The organism is Pseudoalteromonas sp. SR41-1 (genome assembly GCF_014164015.1).
GTDB classification, from domain to species: Bacteria; Pseudomonadota; Gammaproteobacteria; order Enterobacterales; family Alteromonadaceae; genus Pseudoalteromonas; species Pseudoalteromonas distincta.
Map to the genome: position 1 here is coordinate 1 of NZ_JACJEK010000020.1, position 26,132 is coordinate 26,132.

Genomic DNA, 26,132 nt, shown 5'->3' on the forward strand with positions numbered 1-26,132 from the left:
AGCTGTCTCTTATACACAAATCCCTGCTAAGAAATTAGCGGGGATTTTTTTGAACTAAATCTCAATGTCATGATCAGATCTTCAAATCTTGTTTGAGGGCACATTATGATTAACGAACATACTCATTGGGCAAAACAACAATTCGGTAAATCGGACTTAGGTGATCCAAGAAGAACAGCGCGTCTGGTAAAGTTAGCATCAACGCTTGCAAATGAACCGGGAAAACCACTTGTAAACATCACTCAATCCCCCGCCGATATGGAAGGTGCCTACCGCTTTATTCGCAACGAGAATATTGACGCAACGGCTATAGCAGAGTCAGGCTTTAAAGCCACGGTTGAACAAGCAAAAAGTCATAACTTGTTGCTCGCATTAGAAGACACGACCACACTAATTTATAAACATTCCTCCATTCGAGATGATTTGGGTCATGTTGGACGAGGAGCAAAACAACGAGGCTTGTTAGCTCATAGCGTATTACTGTTTGCGCCAGACACAAAGCAAGTTGTGGGATTAATTGAACAGTCTCGCTGGAGTCGTGATATCAACACGATTGGAAAAAGAGAAAAACACGCGACGACTTCTTACGAAGAAAAAGAAAGTTACAAGTGGGAGTCAGCGTCACGAGCGATGGCAGAGCGGCTGCAAGGACAAATGGCGAACGTGATATCGGTGTGTGACCGCGAAGCGGACATCTACGAATACTTGCAGTATAAACTGACCGAGCAGCAACGATTCGTCGTACGCTCGATGCAAAGTCGTCATATTGAAGAAGGTGAGGATAAGCTCTATGCGTTTGCAAGCGAGCTGATGAGTGCAGGCACCAAACACATCCACATTGCACAAAAAGGAGGAAGAAAAGCCCGAAGCGCAACACTGGATATCACCTATGCGCCAGTGACACTCAAAGCGCCTTACAATAAGAAAGGACGCTCCCTCCCAGTTTACTATGTCGGCAGTGCAGAGAGAGGAAACGCTGAGAACGGCTTAAGCTGGCACCTATTAACCAGTGAACCAGTCACCAGCAAAGAAGACGCCTTAGCTATCATCACCTACTATGAGCACCGTTGGCTTGTAGAGGAATACCATAAAGTCTGGAAAAGTGATGGCACGGATATCGAAAGTTTACGCCTTCAAAGCCAAGATAACATGGAAAGATTGGTGACGATTAATGGCTTTATTGCGACGCGAATATTGCAACTAAAGTTCACCAATGAGCAGCCTGATTCTCCAAGTTGTGAAAAACTATTATCTCCCAAAGCATGGAAGTTATTGTGGTTAAAGAGAATAAAAACACCATTGCCTGAAACTGCTCCAAATATGTCATGGGCGTATCAGGAACTGGCAAAGTTAGGAGGCTGGAAAGATACCAAGCGCACAGGGCGTGCATCTGTGAAAGTGTTATGGCAAGGATGGCTTAAGTTACAAGCCATCCTGGAAGGCTACGATTTAGCAAAATCTCTTGAGTCAGACTTGTGATCAAGAGACAGCTCAGTGAGTGGCTTTTAGTCTAGTTGAGTTAATTACTCAACTACGTATACGTGTTGATTAAGCATTGCCCGGATTAGGGTTCGACTTTTCAGCTTGTATGCGCATGTAAATCTCTTCACGATGCACTGATACGTCTTTTGGTGCATTAACACCGATTCGAACTTGATTTCCTTTAACACCTAGAACAGTAACTGTTACTTCGTCACCAATCATTAGGGTTTCACCTACTCTACGAGTTAGTATTAGCATTCTCTTGCTCCCATGTTCCAATAAAAATTATAAGATTCCGCTTAAACATACTAATGAAAATTAGACTGAAAAGTAAGTAAAAACTCGCAATCTATCCATTTTCTGTTAAAAATGCCTTGTGTAATGCACGAACAGCCAACTCTAAGTACTTTTCATCTATTAAAACTGAAATTTTAATCTCTGAAGTCGAGACTAAAACCACATTAATATTTTCCTGTGCAAATGCATCAAAAAATAAACTAGCGACACCAGAATGTGATTTCATACCCATGCCAACAGCAGAAACTTTAGCTACTGCTTGCAATCCGCTTATATTTTGAGCACTGAGCTGAGCTTGATCTTCACTCAATAATTCAAGTGCTTGCAGATAATCATTCGAGTGCACAGTAAAAGCATAGTCTATTTTTTCAAAGTTATGATTAACTTGATTAATCATATCTATTTCGATGCCATTTTCGGCAAAAAGTTTCAATATTTTTGAAAGATATTGCGTGCCCGTTGGCACACCTTGTACCTTAATTAAACATTCGTCACGATTAAACGCAATCCCCGATACAACCTTGCTTGGCATATCGTTCTCCTCAAAACTTATTAATGTACCTTCATCGGGATTAAAGCTCGAAAGCACCCTAAGTGGCACATTATGTTTTCCTGCGGCTTCTACTGAGCGAATATGCAAAACTTTCGCCCCTAAACTTGCCAGTTCTAGCATTTCGGCAAAGGTAACTTGGCTCATTCTGCGCGCGTTAGGTTCAACACGAGGATCTGTAGTATATACGCCGTCAACGTCTGTATAGATCTGGCATTCGTCAGCTTTTATAGCCGCAGCTATTTCCACAGCCGATGTATCGGTACCGCCGCGCCCAAGCGTTGTAATGTTGCCCTCAACATCACGCCCCTGAAACCCAGCAATAATAGCAATACGATTATGCTCAAGCTCATGCTTCAAACGCGTAGCAGCAACCTCTGCAATACGAGCTTTACCAAACATGTTATCGGTTAAAATATTGACTTGATCGGCTAATAGGCTCACAGCAGAGTGGCCACGTTTTATAATAGCCATAGCAAGTAGTGATACAGAAACCTGCTCTCCGGTGCTAATTAGTACATCTAGTTCACGGCTACTCGGGCGAGTATCAATTTGTTTGGCGAGATTAATTAAGCGGTTGGTTTCTCCCGACATAGCCGAGAGCACCACAACCACTTGATGTCCTTGTTGTCTGGTTTTTACAACAAGGTCGGCGACCGCTTCAATTCTCTCTATTGAGCCGACCGAAGTGCCACCGAATTTTTGAACAATAAGCGCCACTTAGGCTTAAGTACGCTCAGTTAACCAAGCTGTAACGCTATCTAGTGCAGCAGCAAGGTTTTGTGGCTCACTACCACCGGCTTGTGCCATATCTGGACGACCGCCACCTTTACCACCTACTTGGCCTGCCATGTGGTTAACTAACTCACCGGCTTTTACTTTGCCTGTTAAGTCTTTAGTTACACCAGCAATTAGGCTTACTTTGTCGCCACTGGCAACACCAAGAGCAATAACACCTGAGCCAATCTTGTTTTTAAGGTCGTCAACCATACCGCGAAGCGCTTTAGATTCAGTACCTTCAACATTTGCTACAAGTAGCTTAACGCCGTTAATTTCAACAATCGAATCAAGTAAAGATGCACCCGCTGCACTTGCTAACTTATCGTTAAGTTGCGCAATTTGCTTTTCAAGACCTTTAGACTTTTCAAGCAACGCAGTTACTTTTTCAAGTACCGATGCGCTATCGCCTTTAACTAAAGTAGCTACATCATGTAATTGTTGCTCTTGCTCGCTAACATAAGCAACTGCATCAGCACCGGTTACCGCTTCAATTCGGCGAACACCTGCGGCAATACCACTTTCAGATACAATTTTGAATAAACCAATATCGCCTGCGCGCTCAACGTGAGTACCACCACAAAGCTCAATAGAGTAGTCGCCAATAGTAACTACACGTACTTCGTCATCGTACTTTTCGCCAAACAATGCCATAGCACCTTTCGCTTTAGCATCATCAATAGCCATAAGCTCAGTATTAAGTGCAAAGTTACGACGAATTTCGTCATTAACTACACGCTCAATTTCACGTAGCTCATCTTTAGTAACTGCTTCAAAGTGCGAAAAGTCAAAACGTAAACGATCAGGCTGAACAAGTGAGCCTTTTTGGCCTACATGGTCGCCTAATAATTGGCGTAGTGCTTCGTGTAAAATATGTGTAGCTGTGTGGTTTTTCTTAATGCTATCGCGGCGTGCATCATCAATAGTCGCATCCACTTTATCGTTAACGCCAATACGTCCTTGCACAGTACCGTGGTGAGCAAAAGCATTACCAAGTTTAGTGGTATTAGTAACATTAAATTCGCCACCAGCAACTGTAATAGTACCCGTGTCGCCCGTTTGGCCGCCTGATTCAGCATAAAACGGTGTGCGGTCTAATACTACAATACCTTGTTGACCATCTTCTAATAACTGAACAGCTTCGCCACCGGCAAAAATTTCTACCACTGTCGCGCTATGGTGCGTGCTGTCGTAGCCTTTAAACTCAGTAAGCTTTTCTGATTTTAATTGCTCGTTGTAATCAGCACCAAACTTACCCGCTTGTTGCGCTGTTTTACGTTGTACAGCCATGCACTCTTCAAAACCTTGATGATCAATCGTCATCTGGCGCTCACGCGCAACATCGGCTGTTAAATCAGCTGGAAAACCATACGTGTCGTAAAGTTTAAATACTAAATCGCCCGGTATAATATCGCCTTTAAGGTCACTTAAGCTTTCTTCTAAAATAGCTAAGCCACGCTCAAGTGTTTTACCAAACTGTTCTTCTTCAATGCGTAATACTTTTTCGATAATTTCTTGTTGCTTAGCAAGCTCTGGGTACGCTTGACCCATTTGCTCAATTAGCGCAGCAACTAACTTATAGAAAAACGAACCTTGTGCACCTAGCTTATTACCGTGGCGCACTGCACGACGAATAATACGACGTAGTACATAACCACGCCCTTCGTTAGATGGCATAACACCGTCTGAGATTAAAAACGCACACGAACGAATATGATCCGCCACTACGCGTAGTGACTTATCGTCCATATCTTGCGCGTTAGTTACACTTGCAGCTGCTGCAATTAAGCCTTGGAATAAATCGATTTCGTAGTTTGAATGCACACCCTGCAAAATTGCAGAAATACGCTCAAGGCCCATTCCTGTATCAACAGATTGCTTAGGTAGAGGCAACATAGTACCGTCGCTTTGACGGTTGTATTGCATAAATACAAGGTTCCAAATTTCGATGAAACGGTCGCCGTCTTCCTCTGGAGTGCCCGGAGGTCCGCCCCAAATATGCTCGCCGTGGTCATAAAATATTTCAGAACACGGACCACATGGACCAGTATCGCCCATAGACCAAAAGTTATCAGAGGTCGCAATACGAATAATACGATCTTCACTTAAGCCAATATCTTTTGACCAATACTCAAACGCTTCTTCATCATCGTGATAAATAGTAACAAGCAGTTTTTCTTGAGGTAATTTAACAACCTCAGTTAAAAACTCCCACGCAAACTTAATCGCGTCTTGCTTAAAGTAATCGCCAAAGCTGAAGTTACCTAACATTTCAAAAAATGTATGGTGGCGAGCAGTGTAGCCTACGTTTTCTAAATCGTTATGCTTACCGCCAGCACGTACACAGCGCTGCGAACTTGTCGCACGTGTATAAGGGCGGCTTTCTGCGCCTAAAAATACATCTTTAAATTGCACCATGCCGGCATTATTAAATAACAACGTGGCATCGTTACCCGGTATAAGCGAGCTAGAAGGTACTATTTGATGTTGCTTGCTGGCAAAAAAGTCTAAAAACTGTTGCCTAATTTGTGCGGTAGTCATGTGCTGCATTTGAAAGTCTCACCTGTATTTACTGTGCTTGCATTGCAAAATTAATTTCATCGTAGCTAAAACCCCGATACATTAAGTAGCGCACGCGCTTAGCTTTATCTTTGTAATCGAGATCTGGCGGTGTATTCGAATATTTTTTATTGTACGCATCCTGCGCAAGCTCAAACCAATCTATTTCAAGCTCTTCAACTACCATTTCAAGTAGCGAACGATCAATCCCTTTGCCCATAGCTTCGCTTTGTATTCGCTTAAGCCCGTGGCATTTAAATATGTGTTTTCTTACAAAGCCTTCACAGTATCGCTGCTCGTTAATAAAATTGTGCTTTTCGCACCAATCAAGCAGCGTTTCAATAAACTCTTCTGTCGCTTCTTTTTGCTGTAATTTGAGCGTTAACTCACGACGCGAATATTCTTGGCGCCCTAGTAACCAAAGTACATAGTTTTTTAGTTTTTGCTTTAATTTATCATCCATTAAGCGTCAAAACGTCCGCTTGTTTCACTGCTAAGTGGCTTAACATTAATGTCGTCACTTAATGGTACAACAGGCATAAAAATGGCTTGATAAGATACAAAAAAGCTAATGTAGCAAATCGGCATTAAAATCAACAGTGGTAAGAACGATAAGAACATCGAAAGCGCCATAAATAATGCGCAAATAAGGCCAAAAACGCCAAGTGGCAAAATATTATGATAAAACACCATTAACGACTTTTTAAGCGCCGTTAAAATGCGTGTTTCTTTACTAAAATAAACAAGTGGCACAGCGTACGCAAATGCCGTTAAATAAATTAGCATTGCCATAAAAAATAAAATTACATTCGCGCCCGAAATACTCTCAAGCATTTGCTCAAGTGCTACGTTTGGATCAAGTCCTGGTTGGCTCATAACAGCCACTGCATCGGCAAATAAGCCATTAGCAAGTAACGCCATTAAAATACCCGCACCCATTTGATAAAGTGCTAAACGTAATAACCCTAAACGATTTCCCTTAGCCGTAAATGGCTTGAGAATATCGGCTAGCATAATTTTTCCGCCCTGTTGCTTACTAAGCACCGCTTGGTAAAACCCTGCGGTTAAAAATGGCGTAGCGAGTGCTGCTACTACTTGCAGCAGCGGTAAAAATAAAGACAGCAGCCCTACAATGCCAATAAATAAATGCATAAAAATAAAGGTTGCTGGCTGGGTTTTAAAAATAAGCCATCCGGCTTTTAACCACTTTAGCCCTGCATCGGCTTTAAAAATTCGTAATTGTGTAGACATACTTGCTCTTAATTTAAAACGAAACACGCCAAGTATAACTTGGCGTAAGGGGGGATTAATAGACGAAACGTAATTAAATGATTAAGGTTTTTTAATTTTCTTAATATCTAACATATGCGCGCCATGCTTAATTTTTGTTTCTAGGTACGATTTATTACCCGCAACACCCGCTTTTATGTGCGCATGTGTGCCCACAACCGAGTCAACATTAATACCGGCATCTTTTAATGCATTAAGCTTTTTAGGATTATTAGTCATTAATTTAACGTGACTTAAATTAAGCGCATTGAGCATTAATACCGCATCCGAAAAGTCACGCAAATCATCAGCAAAGCCTAAATGATTATTAGCTTCGTAGGTGTTCATACCTTGAGATTGCAGCACGTAAGCGTCTATTTTGTTGTATAAACCAATGCCACGGCCTTCTTGGCGTAAATACAATAAAATACCGCCTTGCTCGTGCATCATTTCAATACATTCATTTAGCTGCTCGCCGCAATCACAACGCGATGAGTAAAATACATCGCCCGTTAGGCATTCTGAATGCATACGAATTAGCGGTACATCTTGCTCTGTATCGGCGTTGTTAAACACCATAGCAATATGTTCTTTACCATCTTTTAAATCAGTAAATGAGATTATTTCTGCAGGGATATCACTATTTCTGCCAACTTTAAGCTGGACTCTTGCTCTTACTTGCGCCACGACAAATCCAAATATTTAAATAACTACGACACGACAATAAAGTGATAGTATCACAAAATAGGATAAATACACCGTAGTACAAGACTGTTTATGGCAAATATATGGCGACGACAGGCGTTATTTTCAATGATTGTTAAGCAATTAATAACCCGAATATTACAACCTCGCTTGTTTACTTTAATTTACCTAAAATAATGACAGGCCTTGATAGTTTTGGTAATTTTATGGGCTGATAAATAATAGGGATTATTATGAAGCACCAACAGCTCGCCATATCGATAGGATTAAGCTTATTAGCCTTTGCTAACTGCACTTTCGCAAACCAAGTAAATAGCATTCAAGTTGTATCTGCAAACGCCGAAGAAACTGACTCAGCATTTGTTGCAGCCAAAGAACAAGCTGAAAAAGAAGCACAACTTGCCTATCAAAAAGGGCTCGCTCTATATGGAGAAAATAGCAATGAAACGGCGAACCTTGCTATTAACTACGCCAAAGCCATCAATAATTATACTGCAAAGAACATTATGGTTATAGGGAATGGCAATGAAAAGAAACGGTTTGATTTGTATTCACAGGCCCACCGTATTTTAGTTAAAAACTATGGTGAAAACTCAATAGAGACTATGGATACGCTACTAGCAAAAGCCACTCATACCAATAAATCATATATCGCAGTCAAAAACTTTGAGCAACTCATTAAAATCGCTGAATTACAAAATATCCCAGGCCTTGTCGCCAATATGCAATTTGAAGCTGCAGAAACATTACTTTATAGGTTTAGCCATAGCGAATACTCTTTAGCGAAAATATACGCTCAAGATGCAGATAAATATTACCAAGCCCAGCTACCTGATAATGCAGTAGAGCGTATAAAGTCTGACCTTTTAATGGTTTCATTTGAGAGTGGCCGTAAAGATTACGACAAAGCAACTAAAAGGCTAAACCGTATAGTTGGCTTATTTGATAAATATAAAAATTTAGATCAAAGCTTTGAGCTTAATGCGCATGTTGGCTTAGTTCAGCTATATGAAAAACAAGATGAAAGCGATAAAGCGACTAAACACGCCTTAGCCTTTGCTAAAAATACGCACTGGAAAAATACCTCAGAGCAAAATCCACTCTACATAACCGAGCCTATATACCCTCGCGGTGAAACTAAAAGTCATGTAATAGTTATATTAGAGATTACAGTTGATACCCATGGCTTTGTGCAAAGTCCTAAGGTTATTAGTTCTGAGGGTTCTAAAGCATTTGAAAAATCAGCGATAGCCGCTGTTAAACAATGGCGTTACGCTCCAAAGTTTAAAAATGGAAAACCTGTAAATGCAACAACACAAGCTGAACTGTATTTTGAACGCCTTTAAGTAGTTTTACCATTCAGTCAAAAATTATATTAATAAGAAACTGTTGTAATTACGTCAACCTAGTTTCAATTTAAAAGTTAATAGGGATTATTATGAAACGTCAGCAACTCGCTTTATTTATAGGTTTAAGTTTGTCTGCTTTAAGCGCAACAACTTTAAGCACTACAGTATTCGCCAGCCAAGCAAGCGATCCTCAAACGGTATTTAACCAAGCATACCAAAGCTATTTAGCAGCAGTTAAAGCAGACGAAAACGTACAACAAGCTGCCAAACTTGCTTACACATCAGGTAAAGCCGTTTACGGTAAAAGCGACGACAATACTGCTAACTTAGCTATTAACTACGCTAAAGCTATTAAAGGCTACGGCGATGAGCTATACGAACAACGTTTTGCACTTTATGATGAAGCACATACTATTTTAGCGGCTAATCACGTCAAACAATCAATAGAAACAGTTGATGCACTGCTCGGAAAAGCTAACTACACAACATCAGCTTACAAAGCAGCTAACTTTTTAGAAGAAGTAATAGGTATAGCTAAAACACAAAATAACCCTAAGTTTGTAGCCGACATGAAACTTGAAGCTGCAACGCTACTGGCTAAAAAGTTTAGTTCTAAAAAATATCGTGAGGCTAAAAACTACCTAGAAGAAGCCGACGAATACTACCAAGAAAACTTACCTGAAAACTCACTAGAGCGCATAAAAGTCGATTTTTTAATGGCCTCATTCGCAGAGGGTCGTAAAAGATACAATCAAGCGATTGAAAGGCTAAACCGTATAGTTACTGTATTCGATAGTAACTTAAACTTTGATCACAGTGCAGAGCTAACAGCTCATTCAAAGCTTGTAGGTCTGTACGAAAAGCAAGGTAAAAGCGAAGAAGCAACTAAACATTGCCTAGCTATCGCTCAAATGGTGCCATGGAAAGAATCGCAAGAGCAAGCGCCGCTTTACCGTGTTAATCCTAAATACCCAGTTAACAAAGCCAGATTTAGTACCGATGGTAGCGTTGTTATGGAGTTTGAGGTAGACGCAGCTGGCTTTGTAAAAAACCCAAAAGTACTTAGCTCTGAAGGCGGCAGCGCATTTGAAAAATCAGCCAAAGCAGCGCTTGAGCAATGGCGTTACGCGCCAAAGTTTGAAAATGGCAAACCTGTTAGCGCTATTTCTCAGGTACAACTCGACTTTAAAATTAACCGCCACTAAAAGCGGCTCATTAAAAAAGGCGCTTTAAGCGTCTTTTTTAATACCAACTAATACAAATTCTACGTAGTTAAAATTCATAACTTACGCTAATTCCGCCATCGGCTCTTTTTTCATTGCTATCGCTTGCTTTACCGTAGCCCACATCTAGCTCTAATCTAAAACCAGCGCTGTTCAGTTCATTAAAGTTGTAGTTGTACGTAAGCCCTATACCGTTTGTTGTTTCTTCATCAAAAATACCGCCAATTACACAACCTAGCGTATTAGCAAAGTCAGTTGCTACATCATTAGTTGAACTTTCGCACTCTTGGTCTGTATCTCTTGCACCAATAGCGCCCACAAGTACGCCAAAAGCATGTTTTTTATTATCGCTAACTGCTTGTTCAAAACCGGCTGAAAAACCATCATCAAGGCCTAGTTTATAATTTGCATACCAGCGCTGTGTGTCGTCGTTAGCCGACAAAGACACCTCAGGAATAACTAAGTAAGGATAGCCACCCCCAATCGAAAAACTAACATCGTTAGCAAAAGTAGAACAAGAAGCAATAGATAAAGTGAGTAGTAATATTTTTATTTTCATAAAGTTCCCTTTGAGTAAGTATAAAATGTACTTACTTTAGGAACGCCATGCAATACGACTAAAAGCTCGTTAAATTTAGCTTTAGTAATAAAATAGGGATTAAATTTTAGCGAGTATTTTATCGCTAGCCGCTTCTATTAAATCGAGCACATTTTCAAAGCCATCATCGCCGCCGTAATAGGGATCGGGAATAGCGCTTTGGGCTTGCTCGCCATATTCTAAAAAAAGCGCTAATTTGTACTGTAGATGCTCAGGGCACTGGGCTTTTAAATCAGCTAAATTTTGCGTATCGGCCGCTAAAATTAAATCAAACTCAGTAAAGTCGCTTGTACGCACTTTACGTGAATAAATACCTTTAAAGCTGTAACCACGCTTCTCCCCTGCTGCCATTGAGCGACTATCAGGCGTTTTACCTTCGTGGTAACCAATAGTCCCTGCCGAATCTACTTTAACGTTAACACCTAGCTTTTTAGCTCGGGCTTTTAATACCGCCTCTGCGGTTGGCGAGCGACAAATATTACCTAAACACACTATGAGTACTTTTTTCATTAAGGCTCCTCTAACTAATTTAAAAACCTATGTTTTAAAACTGTTTTAAAATACTTGCATCGTAATCTTCAACATTAAGCGTTACGTTATGTTGCGCTGCAACAGATTCAAGCTCAGCTTGTTTAATGGCTAAATCGTCCATGGTAATTAGGTTATCGTCTAGCTGCCACAATAACCGAGAGCCCGCATAACTATAATGAATTGCTAATAATGCATCGGCATTGCCTTCACGGCCAGCGGCTTTTAACTTAGCCATTTTACGGGTTATTTTATTAAGTGCTTTTTTAAGCTCCCACACATAAACAACTTCAGTCATAAAGCTATGTGTACGGTATTTATTAAGTAACCACGCAAGCCCAACGCTTGTAATAGCAACGCCTATTAAGTTCCAATGAAAGTGGCTACCACTTTCATCAGGAAATAAAGCAATCAGCGTTTGCGATATAGCCAAGCTGCCTACAGCCAAACCAATACCGCATCCTGCAATAACACGGTTTAAATGTTTACGGTAACGCGCTTTATTTATTTCAATGAGTTGCATAACAGCCTAAAAAGTTAATAAGTAAAAGAATGCGAATGGCTATTGTAACTAAACCCCACATTTTTTATAAAATTATTTCACCCCTTTTTGATTTGCCACCCGTTATAGCTTTGAAAACACCCTAATAGTAGTGGTCAATAAAATTTGGAGCGGCTTATGCACACACTTGAAGTACCTAACAACCCAGTATTTATTAAAACATCGACTGCCGTTATCGGCGGCGCCGCAATGACCTTTGCAGCTTTTGCGTTTATGCAATATTTAATAAGTGGCGAGCAACGCGCACCGGTTAAACCAGGGGGCGATATTATAGTAGAGATTTTTCAGGCACCTGAGGATTCAAAAGTCAGGCATATACAAAAAATACAGCCGCCACCGCCAATGCCTAAAGTGCCGCAAAAAGCTCCACCGCTTGATACATCAGCCGATCCTGTGTTGGCAATTAGCGACCTTACGCCAGTTACAATTGACGATTTTGGTGGCGACATTAACAATACCATTAATCGCCCTACAGGGGATGCAACACCCATAGTGCGCATAAACCCTAAATACCCAACTACAGCCGCGCGCGATGGTATTGAAGGTTGGGTACAACTAAGCTTTAGTATTTCGCCCACCGGTGAAGTAATCGACCCAGTAGTTATTAACGCCGAGCCAAAACGCACCTTTGACCGCGAAGCAATAAGAGCTATTAAACGCTGGAAATATCGCCCCAAAGTAATTGAAGGTGTGGCACAATTACAAACAGGTCAAACCGTACAACTCGACTTCAAATTACAACAATAAAAGCGATGAGCCTATGCTACTAAGTATTAAGTCATGGTTATTTGAAACGCCAAGCAAGGACTGCATGGCAAGTTACGCAAAAAGTGGCGACAATCGTTACTTAGAGCAGCTTATTGCCCTCTACAGTAACGACTTATACCACTACCTTGTTACACAATCTAATACGCATTTAGCATACGACGTAAGCCAACAAACATGGCTAAAAGTAATCGAAAAACGCCACCTTTACCAAGCACAAACCACACCCAAAGCGTGGTTGTTTAAACTTGCCCGCAACACACTCATTGACGAATACCGCAGGCAACAGCACTTTGTAGAGCTTGACGAAAACACGCATTTAGCAGCACAAAATGATAAAAGCGAAAACAACTTAAATAGTGGTGACTTAACTAGTGGAGACTCGCATATAGGCAGCTCAAACATAAGCTATGACGCGTTCGACGCCGCGCTAAAACAACTTAGCTTTGTACAGCGCGAAGCCATAACCTTGCAACAAGAAGGCTTTTCGCTCGCCGACATAGAACTTATAACGCAAAGCAGCCTTGAGACCATTAAAACAAGGCTGCGCTATGCCAAGAAAAATCTTAAACGTTTATTAGGAGCAAACAATGAACAAGCCTGATGAGCCGTTTGATCAAAAGCTCACACAACACTACAAAGAGCGAAAAGCGCGCACAACACTTACAAGCACTCAGCAAAAAGCGCTACTTAAAAAGGCCACTAACACAAAGCCTAAAAAGTTCGGCTTTACGCTACAGCTAACCAGCCTAGCCTGCGCACTGGGTGTGTTTGCTTTTATTGTTTTTGATAATAACGATGGCATTAACCACGCGCCTAAAACCGTGCTTAACACCGTATTTAATACTATAGACATTCACGACTATTCAATTATTAAAACACATGAAATAAACCAAGCAGGCACCTACGCAAGCTCCATAAACGAGCAAAAACACGCGCTTGATAATCAATTAGCTAACGATTTACGTCGCCACCAACAACGCCACATAGAATACGGCACTCTAGTGAAGGTAGATAACGACTGGTACATAGCCAGCTGTAATGACGAGGTGCTCGTGCAAATTAAGCATTCACTGTTAAGTGATTTAAAAGGTAAACACGCGGTCGAAAGTAATATAAATACCGGTGATATGCTCGCTATGGCGCATAACGGCAAAGGGCAAATTATTGCGCTTAAACATGCGGGTGCTGGGGTTAGGCAGTGTGGGGCTTAGATATATTTTAGTCTAACCTAAATTTTAGCTAAGATTAAACTAATTACACGGAGTAATCGAAATGGAATTAAATTACATAATAGAAATAAGTAAAGTAGTCGCTGTACTGTTTACTGGATGCTCATTTCTTTTTGGTATTTATATTTATATAGTTAACTCAAGAAAAGAGAGAATCAAATCAACCTTAGAGTATTGGGGGAAGTTTCATCAAGAAGTTATCCCGTATCTTGTTAAGTTTAATAATAAATACCCAGGTAAGCTCCATGCTAATGAGGTCAGGGAAGTCGTAAATTTATCCGATACTAAAGAAACTCTTCACCATATCCTGAATAAATATGAGCAGCTAGCTACAGGAGTGGATTTAAAGGCATATGAAATAAAAGCATTAAACTCACTATCAGGTCAGGAGATAATTAATAGTTACCATAGGTACGAAGCATATATTTTCTATCGTCGAGCTCACAAAGAGAACCCTGAAATATGGTTACAATATGAGAAATTAGTAAAACTACTGATTAAACTAAGGAGATAGGATAAGGCTTTAGAGCAATATCGTGGAATTGGATTTCGTATCACTCAACCTTAGCTACCGGCCGCTTAGATTAATAAACAAGTATATCTAAGCCTTTATTGGCGACCAAATTTAACAGCTTTAAGGAAGCACCTTTTGGGGACTTGCCACCTTGCTCCCAAGCTCTAACTGTTGAAGCACTGGTATTTAAATAAGCGGCGAATACCGCTTGGCTAACATGAGCGTGCTCACGAATTGCTTTAATATGCGCGGCATCATATTGCTCGACTTCAGGCAGACACATTGCATCAAACTTCCGCATAGTTTGTCTATCCATAACACCGGCATCATTTAGCCCTTTAGCTGTATCATGCATTACGCCTAAAATACTATTACTCATGATTTTTTACCTCTATTAGCTCGCCTTCATTAATAGCTATTTTGAGTTGCTGCTGTGAATAACTTAGTAACTCTTTCGCCATTAACTTTAGTGCCTTTAATTCTTTTTTATCGATATTGTCTCGTTGGTTTTTAGAAAAGCCAAACATAAAAAATGCTTTATCCGCAACTTTAAAAGCAACTATGGTTCTATAGCCACCTCGTTTACCCTGTCTTTCGCTGGTGCTCGCTTTTTATAAACATGAGCACCTAAGTCCCCATCGTTAAGTCCGTTTTCTAAATCTCTAACAGCATCAATTAACACCTTGTCAGGTAAGCCCTCTTTTGCAGCCCACTTGTTAAACCATTTTGATTTAAATATACCCATAAATATCACACCACCAACTATGACACTTAGTATTATAGTTCACCAGAATTAATGTACTAAAAACTTGAAAGCAACTCTCAGCACATTTAGAAATACACAATATTAGTTCTTTAAGGCTCAGCCCTATAAAGCTATAATTTAACTTAATTTTCATAGAGCTATTAGTTTAAATTTAAGGAAGAAATATGACAAAACTACTTATATTCGTTTTTGCTATTTATACATTTTGCTGCTCATTTGTGCAGGCTGAGACTTTAGTAAATAACGAATTTGTAGTACCGATTGAAAAGCACTTTGAAAATTTCACCTTAGTTAAGGTAAACCCTAAGTACACAAAACTTGATTACAAAGCGCTTATGTCTGCTCGCGAGTTTATTCAAATTAGCTTAGGCACCACATGGCCTGCTGATGACTTTACTTTGCAAGAAAACACGCAATCATTGGAAAGTGACTTAATCGCATTTAATAATAAAGAATCTTTTACTTTTCATGTAATGAATAACGATAAAACGAAGGTGATTGGCTGTATTTATATTACAGGTACGGTTGATAGTGAATTTGATGCCACTGTATTTAGCTGGGTTGCTAAAGAGCACCTTTCTACACCGCTTTTTGATGAGCTTAAAACAAACGTTAAAACATGGGTTAAAAACGAATGGCCTTTTACAAACGTTGATTACCCGTTTAACAGTTAAATAGCATATTAAATCATTCACTTCCAAACAAAAGGCCTGCGATTAAGCAGGCCTTTGAGCATTTAAAAATCATACGTACAAAACAATAATTCTTGAAATAAAATAAGCAAAAAAATAAAGCTACCGCCCGACGCGCTAACAAGCTAAGCGCCTACAAAAACAATGCATATATTTAACGTTAAAGCTGCAAAGTGGATTGGAGATCCGTTGGGTTTCGTGTCACTCAACCTAACCTACGCAGCTATGAACATGAGCCTAGCGCTAAATAAATCACTGTTAATGATTACTGCTTTAAAAGTCGCTTTTCTGGGTTATTTAAGTACTTTAAGCCAATGGTAACTATGCGTGTATGTACCATTGTTATAACGCGTATTTGCACATTACCAATAACAACTATAGCGCCTTTACTGACTTCACCTGAAAGCTTTTGATTAATTACTTCTTCCAAGCTTATCTCTTCTGGGGCGTCTATTTGCATGTGGTAAGAGTAAAATATATCGCCTACCAACGTTACCCCTTTCACTTTAAGTTCGTTGTGGGCTAAATGGCTATCTTGATGGTTTGTTTTATCGGTTGCTGTAAAAACTAAATCAACAAAAGGTCTGTTATCTGGTTTTAAAACAACAAATAAATGATCGTTTGGTTTTAACTTAGTTGAGCCTCGTGGCGGTATGATTGACGGGCCTCGTGTGATCATAGCAACAACCACACTCTCAGGAAGTGCAGCATGTGACAAGCTACGCCCAGAAACCCGAGAAACGTCACTTAAAGTGTACTCTACAATTTCTATATCAATATCGTTTAGTGCTGTGATTTCGAGCGTTGCAGCAGCCAAATCAGGTGGCGGCTCTACTAAATTTAGTTTTTTAGCCATCCACGGCATTGTTGAGCCCTGTAACGTGGCTGAAATTAACACTACGAAAAAAACAACATTAAAAATAAGCTCAGCCCCTGAAAGACCAAATAATAATGGGAATATAGCTAAAATAATGGGCACTGAGCCTCTAAGGCCAACCCAAGATACAAATAAGGTTTCGCGATTATTAAAGCCAAACAGTTTTAAAATAGGCGCTACAGCTAATGGGCGAGCAACAAAAATGAGTGCCAATGCAATAAGCAGTCCTTCTAACCATACATCAACCAATGACGACGGATTAATAAGGAGGCCTAATACAACAAACATGGTTATTTGCCCAAGCCATGCTAAGCCGTCATGAAACAGAAAAATACCGCGCTTATATACAAATTTACTGTTACCTAAAATAACACCCGTTATAAATACAGCTAAAAATCCACTGCCGCCGAGCGTTGCAGAAAGGCCAAATGAAAGCAGTCCAAATGCGGTTACCATCACTAAATACAAACCCGATGCATTTAGTTTAATGCGATTAATAAACCAAACCGATATTTTACCAATTAAAAGACCACAAATAGCGCCAACACCCATTTGTTGAGCAAATAACTGTAGTAGACCCAGCCCTAATGGCATGTCATTAACGAGCATTTCGAGCAAACCAACCGTTAGAAAAATAGCCATTGGATCGTTCGAGGCACTTTCTATTTCAAGGGTCGATTTAAGCTTTTTGTTTAAGTGAATACCCGCACTTCGTAAAAGTGCAAACACGGCTGCGGCATCTGTAGAGCCAACAATGGCGCCCAGTAATACACCTTGTAATATGGGTAGGTCTAAAATATAAGTAGCCACAAGGCCTGTAATTACAGCGGTAAATAACACCCCGATGGTTGCTAAAGCAGACGCGGGTTTCCACACTTGTTTAATTGAACTGGTGGGCGTTTGTAAGCCACCATCAAATAGAATAATAGCAAGCGCGAGAGTACCCAGAGCATGCGCGGCCTCTGCGTTGTCGAATGATATACCTGCAATACCGTCTTCACCAGCGAGCATGCCTACAAGTAAAAATAGCACCAGCACTGGTAAGCCAACGCGTGCAGATAACTTGCTCGAGATCACTCCAAGTAAAATTAAAATGGCACTAACGAGAATGATATTATCAATTACAAACATAGTGTGGGTTTACAGCCTTATATGAGTTAAAAAGTAAGAATTTATAGCTATTAAAAAGCTTAAAGCTCATGCTATACAATAACCTAAAAAATATAAATACGGGTACTTAAGTCTATATTTAAATAGTTTATTTAATATCTAGAGCGTCGTTAAGCTTGGTATTACTCGGCTCGGTCTTAATTTAAAAACAAAAAAGCCTGCAATAAGCAGGCTTTTGAGTATTTAAATAATCAAATTTTACAAAACAATAATGCTTGTTACTAAGTACGCTAAAAACGTAAGGCCACCACCAAATAAGGCATACGGTAGCTGCGTTTTAACGTGGGTGAGTAAGTCACACCCCGATGCAATAGCCGATACAGCGCTGGTGTCGGATATAGGCGAGCAGTGATCGCCAAATATACCACCACCTAAAATAGCACCTACCACAAGCGATGGCGGTAAACCTAGCGCTTGAATAAGTGGCACACCAATTGGGATTAATATAGCAAAAGTACCCCACGATGTACCTGTAGTAAACGACATTACTGCGCCAGTTAAAAACAGCACCGGTACTATTAAGTAAATAGGTAAGTAGTCGCCAACAAGTGACGCTACAAATACGCCAGTGCCAAGCTCTTTAAGACTTGCGCCGAGTGTAAGCGAAAGCAGTACAATGGCGACCAATGGCATTAATTCGCCCATACCTTTAAAGCCTGTATCAACTAATTGATGGTGCGTAAATTTACGCGAACCAATCATTAAAAAGTAAGCGACAACAATGGCTAAAACCGTTGCATATAATACTGATTTAGAGCCGCTGCCCTCGGCTAGTACACCATTTCCGGTGTAATACATAAAGCCAACCATGCTGGTAATAAGCGTAATAAGCGGGATTAACATGTAACGCGCTTTAGAGCCTTTTACTTCTTCTTTTAAGTCAGTTGTTTGAAGCTCTAGTTTTTCTTCGGCTTCTTTCATTGGGCCATGCACTTTATCAAACGCGATGGTATAAAAAACAATGGTAAGGGTAATTATGGCGTAAAAGTTATACCCAACGCTGCCCCACAACACCGATACAGCCGACTCACCTAGCTCGTAGTTACCTAACAAACCAAGTACAAATGCACCCCAGCCATTAAGTAGTATTAAAATACACACTGGCGCACTGGTGCTATCAATAATGTACGCTAGGCGCGCTCGGCTCATTTTAAATTTGTCGAATAAGCCACGCGATAAAATCCCTGAGGTGAGTACGCTCAAGTTAGATTCTATAAACACCGCAATGCCGGTAAACATGGTTAAAAATCCCACTTGGCGCTTACTTTTTGCAATACCTTTGTTCATTAGCATATTAACCGTTGCTGCAACGCCGCCAGATTCGCGAATGTAGGCAAGCAAGGCACCTATTAAAATACTAAATATTAATATGCGTGTATTACCTGGCGAGCTGGCAACCGAAATAATACGTTCAATGGTATTTAAAAAAGTGTCAAACAAGCTATTACCTTCGCCCTGAAAGGCGAGTAAAAACTCAGAAGAAGCAACAGCAACAAGTAGCGCCATAATCACTTCTTTTCGCCAAAACACGATAGCAATCGCAATTAGCGGCGGTAAAATAGAATACCAATGCATAAAAAGTTAACCTTAATTATTAGCGAGCCACTCTCGCTTTGTACGCGTTTTATCGCTTATTTGTTAAGCCTAGCAGCATAAACTGGCTTAGATTTGTAAACCGCTTAGCTTAATGGATTGCCTTACTCAAGTCACCTGTAAATAAATCACTTAGAGTAATGCTGTTAGTACGTTTTAACCTATACGATAGCTTATTGATTTAGTAGCGCTTCATAAATAAGCGACACTACCGATCCGTACTGCGCGGTTTCAAATTGTTTACCTGTAAATTCGTAACGTTTTAGCGAGCCTTTAATTGCACTATGGCGAGCATTGGTAAGTAAAACAATAGCTAAATCGTAAGCGGGGTCAACTACGGTCACTGTCCCCGTCCAACCTGTGTGGCCATAAGCCTGCGCGCTTGCATAAGGGCCAAAGTGCCAGCGCCTTGCTTGGTTGTTACCAGCAAGCCTAAAGCCAAGCCCGTAGGTTTCATCGCTTGATTGCGGCGTTAAAAATTGCGCTAAGGCGCTTGCACTAAATAATTGTTGGTCGCCGTAGCCACCATTATTTAGTAATAGCTGGCAAAGCACAGCTAAGTCGTGAGCATTACTAAATAATCCTGCATGCCCTGCTACGCCATCAAGAGAATAGTAAGCGCGCTCATCATGCACTTGGCCTTGTAAAACAGTGGTACGAACATTATCAAACTTAATGCGCCCGTCTCGTGTGTTGCCGCTAAGCTCAGTGGCTGCAAATTGCTGCGGCTTAAAGCCTTTTTTAAGTGGATTAAATAACGTGTTAGTTAGTTTTAGTGGCGCGTACACTTGCTGCTCTAGGTATTCGTCAAGGGGCTGCCCAGTTATGCGCTCAATTAACACGCCTAAAATCATGTAATCAATATCAGAGTAAACATGCTGCCCAGATGATTTACTACTAAAAGGCACGCTGGTAAGTAATAGCTGTTTGGTAGTTTTACTGTTTTGCGAATAAAACGCGTCACCGTAGCTGCCATCTTTACGATGAAAGTCAAATACTGGCGGGTATCCGGCGCTGTGTGTGAGTAAGTCTTTTACTGTGCGCTTTGCTCGCCCTTCACCTTTATATTCGCTTAGGTAGCTTTGTACGGGTTTATTAATATTTAATAACCCTTCGCTTACTAATTTCATAAGTGCAAAGTTTGTGGCAAATATTTTGGTGTTTGAGGCAAGATCAAACAAGGTATTAGTTTGCATGGGCTCTGGGCGTAGTAGCATTAAATCACTTTGCTGGTATTGCTTTGCATCGCCATAGGCGGTTAATTTTATTAGCTCGCCATTTTTAACAACTGCCAATACAGCACCAGGAAAACCTGCTTTTACATCGCGTTCAATTAATGCGTCTACTTCATTAAAATCTATATGCTTTTTTGGTTCATCGCTTAAAGTAGGAAATGCAAAACGCAGCGTTAAACTTGAGCCAGCAGGGAGAATATTTTCAACTTTAAAGGTATTAACACCGTTGTGAGTATTTTTTGCCAAACTGTAATTGTATAAGGTGTTGGCGCTTAGTTGGTTAACGTCGAGCTTTTTATTATTAATGTAAATATCGGCGCTTTGTGCGTTATGGTTTTGTATTAATAATTGCCCGCGCCCTTTGTAAGCTTTAAACGTTCCTCGGTTATTTACATAAAACCGGCTACTTGGATTTACCTCAGGAAACGTTACAACCACTTGTGCATTAGGCAGCTCTACAAGTTGGCTCTTTGTAAGTGGTAGCACCGAGCTAATAGGCTCCGGTGGTGTACTACAACCCACAATAATAAAGCTCAATGCCGCTATAAATGCTTGTTTGATATAACCACACCTTTGATTTTTTACAGCAATAAACATGCTTAGCCCTTATTTATATAACAAGTAAGGCGCTCTTTGCGCTTTAAATTGCGCAAGCCCCGCCTGCCAGCTTTGTTTTATTTGCGCTTCTGATTGCCCTGCTTCAATAGCTAAGCGCAATTTATTAGTACCCGCTAGTTTATCCATAAAGTCAGCGCGCTCAAAAAGCGAGATGTTATTTTTAGTAAGCTTCGTGTACGCATTTATTAAGTAAGTTAAATTTAAACCTGTGATATTTGCTTGTCTTAAATCGAGCCCTTGCACGGTTTGGTTTTTAAATTTAGGGTTTAAAGCAGCGCCTTTAATTGCGCGCGGTGTAAAATTAAAATCACCTAATGCTACTGGCGAATAGCCAATTACTTGAAATGCAAAGTCGGTGCCTCTACCAATGCTAATAGGCGTTGCTTCAAAAAAGCAAAGTGATGGGTAAAGCGCAATGGCTTGATCGTTAGGTAAGTTAGGGCTGGGTTTTACAGGCAAGCTGTAAGTACTTTTGCGAGTGTAATGATCAACAGGGATCACCGTTAATTTTAAATCGGCCGCTTTATTGATCCAACCCTCGCCCTTGATCATTTTGGCAAGTTCGCCAACGGTCATGCCGTGTAAAACAGGAATTGGGTGCATGCCTACAAACGATTTAAATTCTGACTCTAATATTGGCCCATCAACGTAGGCAATATTTGGATTGGGCCTATCGAGTACTAAAAATTCTATCCCCTGCTCTGCAGCGGCTTCCATCATGTAGTGCATAGAGCTTATGTAGGTATAAAAACGCACTCCCACATCTTGAATGTCAAAAATAATGACATCAACATCGGCTAAAGCAGCTTGGCTTGGTTTTTTATTTTTACCGTAAATAGAAATAAGCGGAATACCAGTTTTACTATCAACAGCATTTTTCACATGGGCGCCCGCATCGTGATCGCCACGAAAGCCATGCTCAGGTGCAAAAATTTTAGTTATGTTTATGTTTTTAGTCAGTAGAGTATCTACTAAGTGAGTTTCCCCTACGCTTGATGTTTGATTAACGACTAGCCCTACACGTTTATTTTTTAACTGCGGTAAATATTTAGCATATTGCTGCGCACCTACTACAAGTGAGTTATTAGCTACGTTGGCTTGCACGCTTGCAATAAAAATGGCGCTAAAAATAAAAAACAACGTAATAAATAGGGTTTTAAACATACTGCAATATCCTTTTAAATAAGGCGTTTAAAATAACATAGGTAATAATAAAGAGCAGCTTTAGAAAATGGTTAAGTGGGCTTGAGTAGATATAGTGATTAGAAGCTGTCGCTTCTCACGCGAGCAAGCTCAGCGTCTACAACGGATAAATAAACTCGGAGTCTAGATTTAAAGATTAGAGCTAGTTTTATTTGAAAATACCACCTCTCATTTTAAGCTTAAAGACCGTATTTAACCTTCTTAGAGCTAAAAGCTTCTAGTTATTTAATTTCTTGGTCAATGAACCACTTAAAGATCTATTATACAAAGAGTAGCGAAAGAGAAGTAAATGAGAAGACATAAACCCGGGTTTATTAGTTTAGCTTTATTACTACCTCTAAAAGCGCAGCGCCTCTTAACCTCTTTGTGAATAAATTACTTATTTCTGGCGTTGCCAACAAATAAAATCTTATAAATTATATTTTTGAGGGGGGAATAGAAGCTGTCGCTTCTCACGCGAGCAAGCTCAGCGTCTACCACAGATGAATAAGCTCGGAGTTTGGATTTAACGATTAGCACTGGTTTTACTTGTAGGCTTACAGCTTGCTGACGCGACGAACGAAGCTCGTAAATAAAGTATCAGTTATATCGGTGGTAAGTAATTAGAAGCTGGCGCTTCTCACGCGAGCAAGCTCTGCGGCTACAGGAGTGGTAGTTTACATTTCACTTTATTTTAGGCACAAAAAAACCGACTTAATGTCGGCTTGTTTATGAAAGTGGTGGGCGCAGGAGGATTCGAACCTCCGACCGCTCGGTTCGTAGCCGAGTACTCTATCCAGCTGAGCTATGCACCCACTTTCATAGATTGCTTATTTAAACTCTAAGCAGAGCGTATTAATTCAGGCATAAAAAAACCGATTTCCATCGGTTTATTTTTCTTACACTTAAAAGTGTATGAAAACATGAAAGTGGTGGGCGCAGGAGGATTCGAACCTCCGACCGCTCGGTTCGTAGCCGAGTACTCTATCCAGCTGAGCTATGCACCCGCTTTCATTTTTACTATTACTTGTTTTTACTCTAAGTGAGAGTCTATAAAGTGGTGGGCGCAGGAGGATTCGAACCTCCGACCGCTCGGTTCGTAGCCGAGTACTCTATCCAGCTGAGCTATGCACCCACTTTATAGTTTACTTATTTTAACTCTAAGTAGAGCTTTTGCTTATTTAGACTCTAAGCGAGTTATTAAAGTATGGTGGGCGCAGGAGGATTCGAACCTCCGACCGCTCGGTTCGTAGCCGAGTACTCTATCCAGCTGAGCTATGCACCCATACTTTAAAATTGTACAAAACACGCCATTAAAAGAAATGGTGGAGAGGGAGGGATTCGAACCCTCGATAGAGCTACAAACTCTATACTCCCTTAGCAGGGGAGCTCCTTCGGCCACTCGGACACCTCTCCGTCTTGTGGGGCGTATAATAAAGATTTCAGAAAATATGTCAAACACTTTTCTACCAAAAACGACTATATGGTTACAGATTGCACATATGCTTGGTTTAAAAGTGTAATTAGTTTGAAATTTAAGCGGGTTACGTATTTTTATTTGAAGGATTAACACCTAGCACGGGAACTAAGTCATCAGTTAACTGAGCCAAATACTGTTCTTGGTAACCTAATTGTTGAAATTCAGCGATACAAGCACGGTAGTAAGCGTTTCGTTCTTGCTCTGATGTACACTCTTCTGATAAATCATCTACTCGTTTGTCTTTCATACTATTATTCTAAGTCCTTTAAGAATCTATATTTAACTGCTAAATACCAGCAGTGTAAATTTCGTGCATATTCTAGCTAAAACCTTTGTATAAACACAACATATGTTTAAAAAACAATCATACTAAAAAGTTATAGCACTGTTAGTTTTAATATTAAAAACTTCCAATAACAATAAGTTAGTGAAGCTGAATTGCACATTAATCAGCACTAATAATTACCTTTAATTTTTAGTGTAGTACTTATTAATTAAAACACTAATTATAAGTAAAAAAAACGCCGCTATTAAGCGGCGTTTATTAACTTACTTTGTTTTACTAAAGCTTAGTCAGCTTGTGGACGCATATGCGGGAACAAAATAACGTCTTTAATTGTTGATGAATCAGTAAACAACATTACTAAACGGTCAATACCAATACCTTCACCAGCCGTTGGCGGTAAGCCGTACTCTAGTGCGCGTATGTAGTCTTCGTCGTAGTGCATTGCTTCATCATCGCCTGCGTCTTTCTCTTCAACTTGACGAGTGAAGCGCTCAGCTTGGTCCTGTGCATCATTAAGCTCAGAGAAACCATTTGCAAGTTCACGGCCGCCAACAAAAAACTCAAAACGGTCGGTAACAAATGGGTTTTCGTCGTTACGGCGTGCAAGTGGTGATACTTCCCACGGGTAACCAGTAATAAACGTAGGTTGAATAAGCATGTGCTCTGCTGTTTCTTCAAATATTTCACAAAGAAACTTACCTGGGCCCCAAACACAGTTTTCAGGAATTTTAACGTGCACTTGTTTAGCGTACGCTTTTAACTCTTCAAAATGGTTTTCTGGGTCGTTAAATACCGCAGCATCAAACTCAGGGTTATATTTTAAGATAGCATCCGCCATACTTAAACGTGTAAACGGTTGGCCAAAGTCGTATTCAACTGAATCGATAACTTCGCCGTTTTCGTCCTTAGTTGTATTAACTACAATTGCACTACCTAGTACGTTTTCTGCAACAGTACGTAGCATGTCTTCGGTAATGTTCATCAGGTCGATGTAATCAGCGTATGCTTGGTAAAATTCAATCATTGTAAATTCTGGGTTGTGGCGTGTAGATAACCCTTCGTTACGGAAGTTACGGTTAATTTCAAATACACGATCAAAACCACCTACCACTAAGCGCTTTAAGTAAAGCTCTGGCGCTATACGTAGGTACATGTCGATATCAAGCGCGTTATGGTGAGTTACAAACGGACGCGCAGATGCACCACCAGGTATAACCTGTAGCATAGGTGTTTCTACTTCCATAAAGTCACGGTCTGCTAAAAAGCGACGAATACCTTCAACTACTTGTGAGCGAATGCGGAATGTTTCGCGCGTTGCTTCGTTAGTAATTAAGTCAACATAACGTTGGCGGTACTTTGTTTCTTGATCTGATAAGCCATGGAATTTTTCAGGTAACGGGCGAAGTGACTTAGTTAGTAATTGATACTCAGTCATTTCTACGTATAAATCGCCTTTGCCCGATTTATTTAGCGCGCCTTTAACACCTATAATATCGCCAGTGTCTAGCTGACCATATTTTTCTTTAAGGTCTTTTTGAACATCTTTAGATGCATACGCTTGTACGCGACCTTTCATGTCTTGAATTACAAAAAACGGTCCACGCTTTGCTAAAATACGTCCAGCAATAGACACAACTTCTTGTAGTTCAACTAATTCTTCTTTGCTCTTATCACCAAACTGGGCTTGCAAATCAGCCGTGTAATGCTCACGACGGAATTGGTTTGGATGACCGTTGGCTGGGCAATTTTCGCGTATCGCGTCTAACTTGCCACGACGCTCAGCGATTAACTTGTTTTCGTCTTGGATTTTATCAGTCATTTTT

The 26,132-nt window shown here is 40.4% G+C and carries 24 protein-coding genes, 5 tRNA genes and 1 pseudogene; 8 read left to right on the forward strand and 22 right to left on the reverse strand.

Annotation, left to right across the window (positions count from 1 at the left end; translation table 11 throughout):
* The first annotated feature begins 105 nt into the window (after positions 1-105).
* Positions 106-1,479, forward strand: coding sequence for an IS4 family transposase (locus H5118_RS16175; RefSeq protein ID WP_182749502.1), 1,374 nt, complete (start codon positions 106-108; stop codon positions 1,477-1,479).
* Between the two features lie 69 nt (positions 1,480-1,548).
* Here H5118_RS16175 and csrA read toward each other — a convergent pair whose 3' ends face one another.
* The 6 genes from csrA to ribA form a co-directional block, all read right to left on the reverse strand.
* Complete coding sequence (gene csrA / locus H5118_RS16180) at positions 1,549-1,740, reverse strand: carbon storage regulator CsrA (RefSeq protein ID WP_004587515.1); 192 nt, start codon at positions 1,738-1,740, stop codon at positions 1,549-1,551.
* A gap of 91 nt (positions 1,741-1,831) precedes the next feature.
* Positions 1,832-3,049: an aspartate kinase gene (locus H5118_RS16185; RefSeq protein ID WP_182749504.1), complete on the reverse strand. Its 1,218-nt coding sequence runs from the start codon at positions 3,047-3,049 to the stop codon at positions 1,832-1,834.
* A 6-nt stretch (positions 3,050-3,055) separates the two neighbouring features.
* Positions 3,056-5,656 carry an alanine--tRNA ligase gene (alaS, locus tag H5118_RS16190; protein WP_182749506.1) on the reverse strand — a complete coding sequence of 867 codons (2,601 nt, stop codon included), beginning with the start codon at positions 5,654-5,656 and terminating at the stop codon, positions 3,056-3,058.
* Between the two features lie 19 nt (positions 5,657-5,675).
* Positions 5,676-6,128 (reverse strand): regulatory protein RecX, encoded by a 453-nt coding sequence (locus H5118_RS16195; protein WP_002961933.1) that lies wholly within the window; start codon positions 6,126-6,128, stop codon positions 5,676-5,678.
* A complete protein-coding gene (locus H5118_RS16200) occupies positions 6,128-6,916 on the reverse strand; it encodes a BPSS1780 family membrane protein (RefSeq protein WP_024595741.1) in 789 nt (262 codons plus the stop codon). The genes H5118_RS16195 and H5118_RS16200 overlap by 1 nt, the downstream gene beginning before the upstream one ends.
* 81 nt (positions 6,917-6,997) lie before the next feature.
* Positions 6,998-7,621: a GTP cyclohydrolase II gene (ribA, locus tag H5118_RS16205; RefSeq protein WP_002961931.1), complete on the reverse strand. Its 624-nt coding sequence runs from the start codon at positions 7,619-7,621 to the stop codon at positions 6,998-7,000.
* 251 nt (positions 7,622-7,872) lie between these two features.
* Here ribA and H5118_RS16210 point away from each other — a divergent pair, with 251 nt between their 5' ends.
* Both H5118_RS16210 and H5118_RS16215 read left to right on the forward strand, forming a co-directional pair.
* Positions 7,873-8,985 carry an energy transducer TonB gene (locus H5118_RS16210; RefSeq protein ID WP_024595742.1) on the forward strand — a complete coding sequence of 371 codons (1,113 nt, stop codon included), beginning with the start codon at positions 7,873-7,875 and terminating at the stop codon, positions 8,983-8,985.
* 92 nt (positions 8,986-9,077) lie between these two features.
* Entirely contained in the window at positions 9,078-10,193 is a 1,116-nt protein-coding gene (locus H5118_RS16215) for an energy transducer TonB (RefSeq protein WP_182749508.1), read from the forward strand.
* Between the two features lie 67 nt (positions 10,194-10,260).
* On the opposite strand, the gene H5118_RS16220 is transcribed toward H5118_RS16215, so the two are convergent.
* The 3 genes from H5118_RS16220 to H5118_RS16230 all read right to left on the reverse strand — a co-directional run bounded on the left by H5118_RS16220 (position 10,261) and on the right by H5118_RS16230 (position 11,860).
* On the reverse strand, positions 10,261-10,770 hold the full coding sequence (locus H5118_RS16220; protein WP_182749510.1) for a hypothetical protein: 510 nt from the start codon (positions 10,768-10,770) through the stop codon (positions 10,261-10,263).
* 99 nt (positions 10,771-10,869) lie between these two features.
* Positions 10,870-11,319 (reverse strand): low molecular weight protein-tyrosine-phosphatase, encoded by a 450-nt coding sequence (locus H5118_RS16225; protein ID WP_008171605.1) that lies wholly within the window; start codon positions 11,317-11,319, stop codon positions 10,870-10,872.
* 34 nt (positions 11,320-11,353) lie between these two features.
* On the reverse strand, positions 11,354-11,860 hold the full coding sequence (locus H5118_RS16230) for a DUF3087 domain-containing protein (RefSeq protein WP_165727236.1): 507 nt from the start codon (positions 11,858-11,860) through the stop codon (positions 11,354-11,356).
* Between the two features lie 156 nt (positions 11,861-12,016).
* Here H5118_RS16230 and H5118_RS16235 point away from each other — a divergent pair, with 156 nt between their 5' ends.
* The 4 genes from H5118_RS16235 to H5118_RS16250 all read left to right on the forward strand — a co-directional run bounded on the left by H5118_RS16235 (position 12,017) and on the right by H5118_RS16250 (position 14,410).
* Positions 12,017-12,646 (forward strand): energy transducer TonB, encoded by a 630-nt coding sequence (locus H5118_RS16235; RefSeq protein WP_182749511.1) that lies wholly within the window; start codon positions 12,017-12,019, stop codon positions 12,644-12,646.
* Positions 12,647-12,659: 13 nt separating this feature from the next.
* A complete protein-coding gene (locus H5118_RS16240; protein WP_259397994.1) occupies positions 12,660-13,268 on the forward strand; it encodes a sigma-70 family RNA polymerase sigma factor in 609 nt (202 codons plus the stop codon).
* Positions 13,255-13,878 (forward strand): hypothetical protein, encoded by a 624-nt coding sequence (locus tag H5118_RS16245; protein ID WP_182749513.1) that lies wholly within the window; start codon positions 13,255-13,257, stop codon positions 13,876-13,878. Before H5118_RS16240 ends, H5118_RS16245 begins: the two co-directional genes overlap by 14 nt.
* A gap of 61 nt (positions 13,879-13,939) precedes the next feature.
* Complete coding sequence (locus H5118_RS16250) at positions 13,940-14,410, forward strand: DUF4760 domain-containing protein (protein WP_182724689.1); 471 nt, start codon at positions 13,940-13,942, stop codon at positions 14,408-14,410.
* A 70-nt stretch (positions 14,411-14,480) separates the two neighbouring features.
* On the opposite strand, the gene H5118_RS16255 is transcribed toward H5118_RS16250, so the two are convergent.
* Positions 14,481-14,789 carry a DNA-binding transcriptional regulator gene (locus H5118_RS16255; RefSeq protein WP_182738657.1) on the reverse strand — a complete coding sequence of 103 codons (309 nt, stop codon included), beginning with the start codon at positions 14,787-14,789 and terminating at the stop codon, positions 14,481-14,483.
* Positions 14,782-15,155 (reverse strand): annotated as a pseudogene (locus H5118_RS20935) (type II toxin-antitoxin system RelE/ParE family toxin). Before H5118_RS20935 ends, H5118_RS16255 begins: the two are co-directional and overlap by 8 nt.
* A gap of 185 nt (positions 15,156-15,340) precedes the next feature.
* On the opposite strand from H5118_RS20935, the gene H5118_RS16265 reads away from it, so the two are divergent.
* Positions 15,341-15,850, forward strand: coding sequence for a hypothetical protein (locus tag H5118_RS16265; protein WP_182694113.1), 510 nt, complete (start codon positions 15,341-15,343; stop codon positions 15,848-15,850).
* Between the two features lie 283 nt (positions 15,851-16,133).
* On the opposite strand, the gene H5118_RS16270 is transcribed toward H5118_RS16265, so the two are convergent.
* The 11 genes from H5118_RS16270 to lysS all read right to left on the reverse strand — a co-directional run bounded on the left by H5118_RS16270 (position 16,134) and on the right by lysS (position 26,128).
* Positions 16,134-17,876 carry a potassium/proton antiporter gene (locus H5118_RS16270; RefSeq protein ID WP_182749515.1) on the reverse strand — a complete coding sequence of 581 codons (1,743 nt, stop codon included), beginning with the start codon at positions 17,874-17,876 and terminating at the stop codon, positions 16,134-16,136.
* Between the two features lie 237 nt (positions 17,877-18,113).
* A complete protein-coding gene (locus H5118_RS16275) occupies positions 18,114-19,490 on the reverse strand; it encodes a Na+/H+ antiporter NhaC family protein (protein ID WP_182749516.1) in 1,377 nt (458 codons plus the stop codon).
* A gap of 191 nt (positions 19,491-19,681) precedes the next feature.
* Positions 19,682-21,340 (reverse strand): penicillin binding protein PBP4B, encoded by a 1,659-nt coding sequence (pbp4b, locus tag H5118_RS16280; protein ID WP_182749518.1) that lies wholly within the window; start codon positions 21,338-21,340, stop codon positions 19,682-19,684.
* Positions 21,341-21,349: 9 nt separating this feature from the next.
* A complete protein-coding gene (locus tag H5118_RS16285) occupies positions 21,350-22,525 on the reverse strand; it encodes an exo-beta-N-acetylmuramidase NamZ domain-containing protein (protein ID WP_182749520.1) in 1,176 nt (391 codons plus the stop codon).
* 756 nt (positions 22,526-23,281) lie between these two features.
* Positions 23,282-23,358 (reverse strand) — tRNA-Arg (locus H5118_RS16290).
* A gap of 115 nt (positions 23,359-23,473) precedes the next feature.
* Positions 23,474-23,550: transfer RNA gene (locus H5118_RS16295), tRNA-Arg, on the reverse strand.
* A 51-nt stretch (positions 23,551-23,601) separates the two neighbouring features.
* Positions 23,602-23,678, reverse strand: a tRNA-Arg gene (locus tag H5118_RS16300).
* A 73-nt stretch (positions 23,679-23,751) separates the two neighbouring features.
* Positions 23,752-23,828, reverse strand: a tRNA-Arg gene (locus H5118_RS16305).
* 38 nt (positions 23,829-23,866) lie between these two features.
* Positions 23,867-23,959 (reverse strand) — tRNA-Ser (locus H5118_RS16310).
* A gap of 128 nt (positions 23,960-24,087) precedes the next feature.
* Positions 24,088-24,270, reverse strand: a complete 183-nt coding sequence (locus H5118_RS16315) for a hypothetical protein (protein WP_010553261.1) — start codon at positions 24,268-24,270, stop codon at positions 24,088-24,090.
* A gap of 322 nt (positions 24,271-24,592) precedes the next feature.
* Entirely contained in the window at positions 24,593-26,128 is a 1,536-nt protein-coding gene (gene lysS, locus H5118_RS16320) for a lysine--tRNA ligase (RefSeq protein WP_002961420.1), read from the reverse strand.
* Between the last annotated feature and the right edge of the window lie 4 nt (positions 26,129-26,132).